This is a genomic window from Argonema galeatum A003/A1 (assembly GCF_023333595.1).
In the GTDB taxonomy this organism is placed as follows: Bacteria; Cyanobacteriota; Cyanobacteriia; order Cyanobacteriales; family Aerosakkonemataceae; genus Argonema; species Argonema galeatum.
Genome location: NZ_JAIQZM010000006.1, coordinates 211427 through 222619 on the forward strand (window position 1 = coordinate 211427; position 11193 = coordinate 222619).

Here is an 11193-nt window from a genome sequence, read left to right on the forward strand (position 1 = left end):
TTAGCTATCGATAACTGATATTAGGAGAGCATACAACTTTTTGATACATCGTGACTATTGACTTTGCCGTAGTTCGCGATCGCAACTATCGGTTTTAGCTGATTAATGATTGAGAAGACTCACGCAGTCAAAAGAATGATTCTTTTGACTGCGTGAGTCTTCTAGTCCCCAGTCCTTGTTTATTCTTGCCGCTTTATTTGCCAGGTTGCCACAATAGCAGCTAGAGCCCCTGCGATCGAACCAGTACTCATTCCCTGAATGGTTTTGAGGACTGGATCTTCAGTTAGGCATTGGCTAGAGGGCGTTTCAGCTTGCCAGCACTGATTGCTCTCTGCCCAGCTGGCAGTGCCTCCCAATACCACACCGATCGCACTACACGCCACAATATAAAGGCAGAAGCGATTGGGTTTTGTATTTGTTGGGCGATTATTTTTTCTATCCATAGATAGATGCAATTTTTGAAACTACTTGTTCGATAAGACTTAATATATTCTGCCCACAAAACGGATGAATGTCATCATAGGTATGTTAAGAAATATAACCTTACCCCACCTGAAAAGGATTTTACACGAGGAACTAAGTAGGTGAGCGTAAATAAACTGAACATCCAGAAACCCGGTGAAAGCAGGAGTTACCGGGTTTCTAAGGGCCTGGAGTTTTACGTTTAATTATGCCCACCTACTTAGTTCCTCTAGGGAACATGGGCTAGATTCTGCTCCCCCACTCCTATGTACTTAATCAATTCGCAAATTAAAGGGGAGACGAGCATAAATGTCTAATGGGTCGTTCATAGTTCCCAAAATGCTTAAATCCTCCCGCAGTCGTTCGTAGGTGCGAGTCAGGGGATCGAACTGAAATGTTTTGTTAGCATTTTTGCTAGCGATGTTCGTATTGCTGAGTAGGTTTTTCAAGAGCCGTTCTTCCAAGCTTCGACTATTGGGATATTGTTCCAACTCCCAATCATTACCCAGCTTTGCTATCTTTGCAGCATAATTAATAGCACTATCTATGCCACCAATATTATCAACGAGGCCAATCTTTTTCGCTGCTAAACCTGACCAAACTCGCCCTTGGGCAATCTCTTGCACTTTGTTCTGGGGCAGCTGGCGGGATTCTGCCACTTTGCCCACAAATTGATAGTAAATGCGATTAACAGACCCTTGGTAAATAGCTAGCTCTTGAGCCGTTTTTGGACGGGAGATAGTTTGAGAGTCGGCATATTTACCTGTTTTCACTACATCCCAGGTGATACCGTTGTCGTTAGCTAACTTTTGCACGTTCATCAGGAGTCCAAAAACGCCAATAGAACCAGTGATCGTGTTGGGTTCGGCAAAAATCCGGTTGGCATAGGTGGAAATCCAGTAGCCACCAGAAGCCGCGACATCGCCCATAGAAACTACTACCGGCTTTTGCTTACGGGTCAGACGAACTTCTCTCTGAATTACGTCGGATGCCGTAGCACTTCCACCGGGACTGTTGACGCGCAGAACTACTGCTTTAATGTCATCATCGAGCCGTATACGGCGCAGTTGTCTGGCTAAGCGATCGCCTCCCACTTCCTTGATGTTACCTTCGCCGCTCACGATTTCTCCCTCGGCGTAGACAACAGCAATTTTGTTTTGAGATTGCCGCTTTTGTAGCACCGATTTGTCCGCAACTTTGGCATAGGTACTCAGCCTAATTTGCCGGAAATATTTATCATTTTTGTCATTCCCAGTTAGCTGCTTGAGGTCGGAGACGACTTCATCGAAATAAGCTACTTTATCGACCAGACGGCTTTTGCGAGCTTGTTCTGGTTGTAACAAACCTTGATTATCTGCGATCGCTTGCACTTGTTGCGGGCTTAATTTGCGACTCTTCCCTACCGACACACGGAATTCGCCCCAAATATCTTCCAACAATCTTTGAACCTGGGCCCGGTTTTCCGAACTCATCTGTTTGAGTACAAATGGTTCAACGGCAGACTTGTACTTGCCAACCCGGATCACCTGAACGCCAATCCCATATTTTTCAAATGCTCCCGCCAAGAACATAGTTTCCGAACGCAAACCGTTCATTTCCATCATGCCCATAGGATTAACCACGATGGTGTCTGCTACCGAGCCCAAGTAATATGTCGGTTCATCCCAGTCAACGTTATAGGCAATAATTTTTTTGCCCGCTGCTTTGAATCTTTCGAGTGCCTGCCGCACTTCTTTTAACGTTGCAAAACCTCCAACCTTACCGGCTGTCTCTCCACAGGCATCTAAGTAGATTGCTACTATCCGTTTATCTTTTGTCGCAGCGTCGATCGCATTCAGGACGGTACGCAGGGCGATCGTTTCGTCATTATCTTGACCCGATACTGCTTTCTGTATCAGATCGCCGGTGCCTGATGAGGGATTTGTATCCGTAATTCTCACCGACATATCAAAAACTAATACCGACTTATCTTTTACTTGTGGTTCTGTATCTCTGGTAGCGGATATCAGCATTAAAATTAGCCCGCCTGTTCCCAAACCGAAGAAAATTAATAAACCTAAGACAGTGGCGAAGGTGTGTTTAAAGAAATCTCGCATATGAGAATAGTTTTGAGTTTTGAGTTTTGAGCTTTGAGTTTTTTTAACTCCTGACCTTTAACTTTTATGCTAATTTCTGCAACGATCCGGATTGTTTTAGGTCAGATAGCGTTGCATTGCCGGTGCAGAATAATACTGTAGTAATTTCTGCTATTAACACTTTAACCAAGTCGTGCAAAGCATCTTCTGATTCTGCCGCTGCGTGCAGAAACGGCCATGCCATACCGGCTATGTCGGCACCCAGGGCAAGTGTCTTCGCCACTTCTAAGCCATTACGCAGTCCCCCAGAGGCAATCAGGGGAACATCGGGGGCATTCGCACGAATACTCGTAATGCACTCAGCCGTTGGCAGTCCCCAGTCTGCAAAAGTTTCTCCCAACCGTCGCTGCTGGGCATCTGTTGCCCGTTCGCTCTCCACCTTAGCCCAAGAAGTTCCACCCGCACCGGCTACATCGATCGCAGCGACACCTACATCGATTAACTTCTGCGCTAGAGCAGCTGAGATTCCATTCCCGACTTCTTTGGCAATCACTGGCACTGGCAGCTTTTTGCAAAGTATAGCAATTTTTGACAACAATCCTCTGAAGTTTTTGTCTCCCTTGGTTTGAACGCACTCCTGCAAAGGATTCAGATGCAAAATTAGTGCATTTGCTTCTAATAAATCAATTACTCGCAGACATTCTTCCAAACCATATTCATAATTTAGTTGCACTGCTCCCAAGTTAGCAAAGAGGAGGATATCCGGCGCGATACTTCGTACCGCAAAAGTTTCGCCTACCAAGGGATTTTCCACCGCTACCCGCTGGGAACCTACACCCATCGCTATTTTGTAATGCTGCGCCACTTCAGCCAAACGGTAGTTAATTTTCCCAGCTTGTTCTGTTCCACCTGTCATTGAAGATATCAGCAGTGGCGCACCCAGTTTTTTGTTAAAAAAAGTTGTAGTTATGTTTATTTCATCATAGTTTAATTCTGGCAAACAACTGTGAATAAAGCGATATCGTTCCAGCCCATTAGTAGTCTGCCTAAATTGCACATCTTCATCAAGACAAATCCTCAGATGATCTGCCTTTCGCGCCTGAGTTTCCGTCATAATTTACAACTCATAACTTTATCCGCATATAAATTTTAGCAATAACTCACAACTCAAAAGTTAAAACTCAGGACTTTATTAACTCTACGGCATCCCGTCCATCAATATTCTGGAGATAAACCCTAACTTGTTCTTCCTTAGCTGTTGGCAGCTGTTTGCCCGTAAAATCCGGATGAATAGGTAATTCTCGATGACCCCGGTCAACGAGTACGGCCAACCAAATCGCTTCTGGTCTACCATACTCGATGACTGCGTTGAGTGCGGCGCGAACGGTTCTTCCCTTGTAGATTACATCGTCTACCAGCACAATAGTTTTGCCAGAAACATCGAATGGGATATCGGTTTTGGCAGGCGTTCGCAGGCCAATGCGATCGAGGTCGTCTCGATAAAAAGTAATGTCCAGCGCCCCCACGGGCACCTCTACTTGTTCGAGCAATTCAATCTGGCGAGCCATTAGCTGGGCTAGGGGAACACCTTTGGTATGAATTCCCACCAATCCTAGTTTCGATAGGTCGCGGGCTTTTTCGATCACCTGGGTGGTCATGCGCGTGAGCGTGCGACGCAATTCTTGTGCTGATAAAATTTCGACAACTTGGGAAGGCATAGAGAAGAAGGGGCTAGAAAAGTCAAAAGTCAAAAGTCAAAAGTCAAAACGGGGCTAGGGAGAGTGGCAGAGTGGCAGGGTGGCAGAGTGAGTAACCTTTCTTCTTCTTCAACTGACAACTGACAACTGACAACTGACAACTGACAACTGACCACTCTTCCCCTAGTCCCTAGTCCCTAATTATTAACGTAGCTGTACTGGCATGATCAAGTGGGTAGCTTTCGAGCCTCCTAGCGGTTTCAGCACTACAGGACTCAGACCGTTGTTCAGATCCATTTGGACTTCTTGCGTATTCAGGTTTTTCAGGCTTTCCATCAAGTACTTAACGTTGAAAGCAATATCGATATCTTCTCCAGTAATAAACTGGATCGGTATTGACTCCTGCCCGCTGCCCACATCTTTAGCTTCTACCGATAAAGTGAGCTTCTGGTTAACACTGTCCAGATTGGCCTTGAAAATGTTGTTTTTCTGGTCAGTTAAAACGGAAATTCGCTCTATGGCACTCAAAAACTGTTTGCGATCGAGGGTAATAGATCTGATAAATGAGTTTGGCAATAGCTGGCGGTATGCGGGATACTGTCCCTCCAGCAGCCGCGTAGTCAGGCGTTGGTCGCCCCACTCAAACACAACCTGACTGCTATCAAAGCGAAGGTTAACCGGCTTTGCAGACTGGTCTGTGCTTTGGCTTTGGCGCATTCCTAAAATGCGTTCTACCTCTCGCAAGGCTCTCGCTGGAACTGTGACGTTTAGCTCTATTTCACTTTCTAGCTGCTCATCGTCATGCGCGCCATCTTCTGGGGGTTGATGAACGGTTTCGACCATTGCGAGTCGATGTCCGTCTGTGGCGGCAAATTCCAGGCCATCTTTTTTACCAGTGAGATGAACGCCTGTTAAAACTTGCTTGGTTTCGTCGGCACTGGTGGCAAATAAAGTACCGTGCAATCCTTCAATTAATGTGTCGGGTGCGAGATAAATTGTTTGCCCATCTTCTATTGCAGGCAGTTCTGGAAACTCTTCTGCTTCCATCCCTCGGACTTGGTAGCGTCCAAACGATGAGGTTATGGTGGCTACGAATTCTCCGGCGTCATCGTCGATCGTAATTTCGCCATTCGACAGACGCGACACGATGTCGTTGAGCAGCTTGGCTGGTAGTGTTAATGTACCGCTGTTTTCGACTTGGGCTGCAAAACTTGTTTTTATTCCCAGGCTGAGGTCGAATGCAGTTAAGCTGACTCGCTGCAAATTTTCATCTGCACTCAAGAGGACGTTAGCCAGCACTGGGTGTGTTGGCCGAGAGGGGACTGCACGACTGACCAATGAGAGATTGGTATTGAGGTCATTCTGCTCACAAACGAATTTCATGGCTTTTGGTTGTTTGCTGGCAGTTGTGTAACTGACTTGTAACTACTCTGGCAAGCATAGCTTAGAACGAGTTTGTAGTACTTTTGTATTGCAAGATTCGCTCCCTCGGACGCTACTCCCGTTGCAATTCGTGCGATCGCACTTTTCGCCTGTGGAAAATGTGGAAAAAGTTCGGAAACATTTTCCAGCTAAGCTTTTCATAAATTGTTACCCTGTGGAAAACTTGGGGAAAAACTGATTCCTTTTCCACAGAGTATTTATACTTACAATACTTTTCCACCGAAATCATCCGATTTTCCACAAATTTTCCACAGGCAAAAAACTTTTTATTAATTTTTTCTCTCCTTTTGACTTTTGACTTTTGACTTTTTAAGAGTTGGTTTGCGATCGCGTGGCGAGGTTAATGCGATCGCTCAGTTGGCGCAGCGTTTGAGGCATATTCGGATCGCTATCTCGCAGTTGTGCCACTTTTTCGCAGCTATACATCACCGTGGTGTGATCTTTGCCGCCAAATTCCTCGCCAATTCTGGGCAAACTTAGGTCTGTGTGGTGGCGCATCAGGTACATACCGATTTGACGTGCTTGACTGATCTCCCGTCGCCGCGAGTTTCCCTTGAGATCGTCGATGGGAATATCATACGCTTCAGCTACAACCGCCAAAATCACATCAGGCGTCGTCGCCACTTTCTCTGTAGGTGGGTTTAAAACTGGTGCGATATTCTCCACCGTCATCGGCAGTCCTGAAATCGAGATATAGGCAACAGCGCGAATCAAAGCACCTTCTAGTTCCCGAATATTAGAGGTGTAGTTGGTGGCGATATATTCAATTACGTCGCGAGGCAGTCGCATATTCTCGTACTCTGCCTTCTTTTGCAGTATTGCCATCCGAGTTTCCAAGTCCGGACGTTGGATATCGGCAATCAATCCCATTGAAAAACGGGAACAGAGGCGTTCTTGCAAGCCAGGAATCTGCTTGGGTGGGCGATCGGATGCTATCACGACTTGTTTGCCAGCTTCATGTAAAGTGTTGAAGGTGTGGAAAAATTCCTCTTGGGTGTATTCCTTGCCCTCAATAAACTGGATATCATCCACTAAAAGAACATCCGCAGCTCGGTAATGTTCGTGGAAGCTTTGCATATTGTCCTTGCGAATAGCTGCAATCAAATCGTTGGTAAATTGTTCGGTGGAAACGTAAAAGATTCTGGAGTCGGGGGCTATTTCTAGGCGATAATGACCGATCGCTTGCATCAGGTGGGTTTTTCCCAAACCGACGCCACCGCACAAAAACAGGGGGTTAAACTCGCGTCCCGGAGATTCAGCAACTGCTAGAGAGGCGGCGTGAGCCATGCGATTGTTTGGCCCAACTACAAACCGAGAGAAAACGTGCTTGGAGTTTAATGTGGTTGGTTTGGGCCGATGGCGATCGGAGTGGTGACCCCGATCTGGTTCCGTGCGATCGCTATTTTCTAAGATGCTAGGTTCGACTGCTAGGGGCCAAGAGACTCCCGCGTCGCCATTTGTCGAGGTTTCATCCCCTTGGGCAACTGTGATGTATATTTCTACTGGATGACCCAAAATATCCTGAACTACATCTGCGATCGTCTTGATGTAGTACTTTTGCAACCAATTTCGAGCAAACGGGTTGGGCGTGCGAATTACCAAACAGTTATTTTCCAGTTGCTCAGCATTAGCGGTCTTGATCCAAGTCTCAAACGTGGGGCGGCTCAATTGTATCTGCAACCGTTCCAGTACCTGACACCAGAGACTCTCAAGGGCAAGTTCCACGAGTTTTCCTCTACCGCTAACGGCCAATATATAAAGTATGCAATACGGAGCGAGTTTAACAGAATTAACTGCTATTATAGTTAATCATATAATGTAATAGACTACTTAGCAGTTTTAATTTAGTTTTTTTTCTTTCCAGATCCAGGCTGCACAAAATTTATTACTTACTTGGGTAAGGATATGTTTCAACAGTCAACGACTAGACACTGCTTTTTGTTTGGGTTATAACCGTGTAAACACCACATTATAGGATCGAGCTTCTGCCATAATGCACGATAAGGTGTAATTTTCTTGGGATGGTAAATTGACTTGCCATAGCGATCGATCCTTTACAAAAGTATCATTCAATTATGAAGTATATACACAAATCCATTGTCATATTAGCAATAGCTGCTTTACTAGGAAACCTGATAGTTTCTTGTTCTCCAAAGGAAAGTTCTGCACCGAGCGGATCTGCGCGTCCACCCGAATCAGAGGCTCCACTGGCACCACCCGCCGCCGCACCCCCAGCACAACAACCTGCCTCATTGCCTACTTCAAAGCGATCGCAGTCTCAAGACCCCTCACCTCAAAAGCCAGATGCCAGACAAGACTCTAATGGCGAAACATACGCTCGCATTGATGATAATCCATTTCAAACAGTAAAAAATAGCCCCCTCTCAACATTTTCCATCGACGTAGATACCGCCTCTTACAGCAATATTCGACGCTTCATCAACTCAGGTCAACTTCCACCAAAAGATGCAGTCCGCCTGGAAGAAATGATTAATTACTTTACCTACGATTATCCACAACCAAAAGACTATACTCCATTTTCAGTTACCACAGAAATTTCCGAAGCGCCTTGGAATCCATCTCATAAATTAGTTCAGATTGGATTGCAGGCAAAACGGATTTCTATCGAAAATTTACCCTCCAGCAATCTTGTCTTTTTGTTAGACGTTTCCGGTTCTATGGATGAACCAAACAAACTCCCCTTACTCAAATCAGCTTTGCGTTTGCTTGTCAACGAATTGGGAAGCAAAGACCGAGTTTCTATAGTTGTATATGCTGGTTCAGCAGGCGTAGTTTTACCACCCACTCCTGCAAATCAGAAAGAGCAAATCTTAAATGCACTTGAAAAGTTACAAGCGGGTGGTTCCACCGCAGGTGGAGAAGGAATTCAGCTAGCTTATAAAATCGCTAAAGAAAACTTTATTCCCTCTGGCAATAATCGCATTATTATCGCAACTGATGGTGATTTTAATGTGGGGATATCCAGCGATACAGCACTGGTGCGCCTGATCGAGCAGAAACGAAACGAAGGAATTTTACTGACATTACTTGGGTTTGGTATGGGTAATTTGCAAGATGCCAAAATGGAACAACTTGCTGATAAGGGAAACGGGAATTATGCTTATATCGATAACATTCTCGAAGCTAATAAAGTCCTGGTAAAACAGATAGGAGGAACTCTTGTCACCGTTGCCAAAGATGTTAAAATTCAAGTGGAATTCAATCCAGCTAAAGTACAAGGATATCGTTTAGTTGGATATGAAAACCGCATCCTCCAAAATCAAGACTTTAACGATGATAAAAAAGATGCTGGAGAAATAGGTGCAGGACATTCAGTGACAGCTCTTTACGAGGTTATTCCTGCTGGTGTCAAGAGTGATGTTTCATTGGGTAAAGTTGACTATTTGAAATACCAAGAAAATACGGTGGCTTCCAATGCTTATCAAAATAACGAATTGATGCAGATAAAGTTACGCTACAAACTACCAAATCAGACAAATTCTCAACTTTTGACAACACCAGTATTAGATAAAGGATTGAAACTAAAAGACGCATCCACTAATTTTAGATTTGCATCTGCTGTTGCAGCTTTCGGTATGGTATTGCGCGATTCTGAGTATAAAGGAAAGGCAAGTTTTGATGAAATTTTGAAGCTCGCAAATGAGTCAAAGGATGTAGATTTAGATGGCTATCGGGCTGAATTTATGCGGTTAGTGCAAAAAAGTAAAACTTTGAAAAGGTTATAATCTATCCAAACAATATTCAATCAGATCTGAAATCCGTGTTTATCTGTGGTTGAAATAACTATGGACAGTATTCAGAAAGACAATAACCTTGCATCAAACTACTCTACTGGAAACAATTTTCCAGATTTTATTGAACAAGGCTATCAAGTTGAGCGTTTGTTGGGACATAATCGCGCTGGTGGTCGAGTTACTTACTTAGCAACCAGTATAAAAACTGAGCGGCAGGTAGTAATTAAACAATTTCAATTTGCTATAATTGGAGCTAGTTGGTCAGAATACAAGGCGCATCAACAAGAAATTAAAGTTTTGCAACAGCTAAATTCACCCAGTATCCCCAAGTACTTAGATTCTTTTGAAACAAGTACGGGATTTTGTCTAGTACAAGAATATAAAAAAGCTCCCTCCTTAGCTGAGGCGCAAAACTTTACGCTGGAAGAGATAGAGCAAATTGCGATCGCACTTTTAGAGGTCTTAGTTTACCTGCAACAGCAAGTTCCGACCGTGTTTCATAGAGATATTAAACCAGAGAATATTTTAGTCGATCGTCAAAGTAAAATAAAAGTTTACTTAGTGGATTTTGGTTTGGCTAAAATCGGGGGTGAAGAAGTGGGTGCCAGTAGTGCAGTTAAAGGCACTTTGGGATTTATGCCGCCAGAACAAATTTTTAATCGCCAACTGACAGAAGCTTCCGATTTGTATAGTTTAGGGACTACATTAATTTGTTTGTTGACAAAGACGAAATCATCTGATATTGGCAATTTAATCGATGAATCTTATTGCATCAACTTTAAACCACTATTGCCAAATCTCAGTCCCCAGTTTACAGATTGGCTTTCTAAAATGGTGGCACCTAATTTGAAAAATCGCTATCCCAAAGCAGCGATCGCTCTGAATGCGCTTCAATCTATTAAACTACAAGATAGGATCGACAGCACTAGGCAATTAAAAAAGACAACAACCAGAATTTTGCTGCTCAAGTTTGGGCTATTTGCTGTGTGCCTCACAAGTGCGCTCGCAACTTTACATATCCTCAAACCTATAACTGGTGAAAATGCTATTCGACAATTGCAAGAAAATCGTCAATGTTTGGGGTGTAATTTGAGGGAAGTTAACCTCAGCGGTATGGATCTTAAGGGTGTTGATTTAACAGGTGCCGATTTAACTAGAGCCGATTTGAGAAGCGCTGAACTGGAGAATGTTAAATTAACAGATGCTAATTTGACAGATGCCGATTTAAGAGGTGCCTATCTAGGAAGTGCTAACCTAACTGCTGCCAATTTGACAGGTACTAACTTAGGCAGCGCCGATCTAAGAGGTGCCATTATGCCTGATGGTTCCGTTCATCCTTGAAAGCACAAGCATAATTAAATGTAAAACTCCAGGCCCGTAGAAACCCGGTTTCTGGGTCTTCAGTTTATTTAGGCTCACCTACTTAAAGAAAAGTTCATAATAGTAGATACCACAGTCCCCAAAACCATGACATTGGCCAACTTCTCTGCCAAAACACCAGCCATTTATCGGTTGCTGCTGCTAACGGTAGCAGGGGCGACGTTTATAGGCGGTTGCTCGCAGCTTCCCAGAGCATCTTCTTCTCCTCAAGAGTCGATCGCTCCTCCTCCTACTTCTACTCCTACTCCCAGCAATCTCGGCAATACCACCAGTCGTTCTTTGCCAGTAAGAGATGACACGGATAGTGACATACTCCTACACCAACCTTTCAGGTATGGTGTAGGCTTCTCGCAGCCCGATGAAGGGTATGCAAGATTTCCT

Annotated in this window: 9 protein-coding genes; 3 read left to right on the forward strand and 6 right to left on the reverse strand. The window is 44.3% G+C overall.

What is annotated here, in order from left to right; translation table 11 throughout:
• Positions 1-179 precede the first annotated feature (179 nt).
• The 6 genes from LAY41_RS09415 to dnaA all read right to left on the reverse strand — a co-directional run bounded on the left by LAY41_RS09415 (position 180) and on the right by dnaA (position 7402).
• Positions 180-443, reverse strand: coding sequence for a hypothetical protein (locus LAY41_RS09415; RefSeq protein WP_249096851.1), 264 nt, complete (start codon positions 441-443; stop codon positions 180-182).
• 291 nt (positions 444-734) lie between these two features.
• Positions 735-2558 carry a signal peptide peptidase SppA gene (sppA, locus tag LAY41_RS09420; protein WP_249096852.1) on the reverse strand — a complete coding sequence of 608 codons (1824 nt, stop codon included), beginning with the start codon at positions 2556-2558 and terminating at the stop codon, positions 735-737.
• Positions 2559-2622: 64 nt separating this feature from the next.
• Complete coding sequence (gene fni / locus LAY41_RS09425) at positions 2623-3651, reverse strand: type 2 isopentenyl-diphosphate Delta-isomerase (RefSeq protein ID WP_249096853.1); 1029 nt, start codon at positions 3649-3651, stop codon at positions 2623-2625.
• 67 nt (positions 3652-3718) lie between these two features.
• A complete protein-coding gene (gene pyrR, locus LAY41_RS09430) occupies positions 3719-4255 on the reverse strand; it encodes a bifunctional pyr operon transcriptional regulator/uracil phosphoribosyltransferase PyrR (RefSeq protein ID WP_249096873.1) in 537 nt (178 codons plus the stop codon).
• 183 nt (positions 4256-4438) lie between these two features.
• Complete coding sequence (gene dnaN / locus LAY41_RS09435) at positions 4439-5617, reverse strand: DNA polymerase III subunit beta (protein ID WP_249096854.1); 1179 nt, start codon at positions 5615-5617, stop codon at positions 4439-4441.
• A gap of 369 nt (positions 5618-5986) precedes the next feature.
• Positions 5987-7402: a chromosomal replication initiator protein DnaA gene (gene dnaA / locus LAY41_RS09440; protein ID WP_249096857.1), complete on the reverse strand. Its 1416-nt coding sequence runs from the start codon at positions 7400-7402 to the stop codon at positions 5987-5989.
• A 350-nt stretch (positions 7403-7752) separates the two neighbouring features.
• Here dnaA and LAY41_RS09445 point away from each other — a divergent pair, with 350 nt between their 5' ends.
• From LAY41_RS09445 to LAY41_RS09455, 3 genes are all read left to right on the forward strand, one after another.
• On the forward strand, positions 7753-9423 hold the full coding sequence (locus LAY41_RS09445; RefSeq protein ID WP_249096859.1) for a vWA domain-containing protein: 1671 nt from the start codon (positions 7753-7755) through the stop codon (positions 9421-9423).
• Between the two features lie 60 nt (positions 9424-9483).
• Positions 9484-10773, forward strand: coding sequence for a serine/threonine-protein kinase (locus LAY41_RS09450; protein WP_249096860.1), 1290 nt, complete (start codon positions 9484-9486; stop codon positions 10771-10773).
• Between the two features lie 126 nt (positions 10774-10899).
• On the forward strand, positions 10900-11193 hold a 294-nt coding region (locus LAY41_RS09455), incomplete at its 3' end, for a hypothetical protein (RefSeq protein ID WP_249096861.1).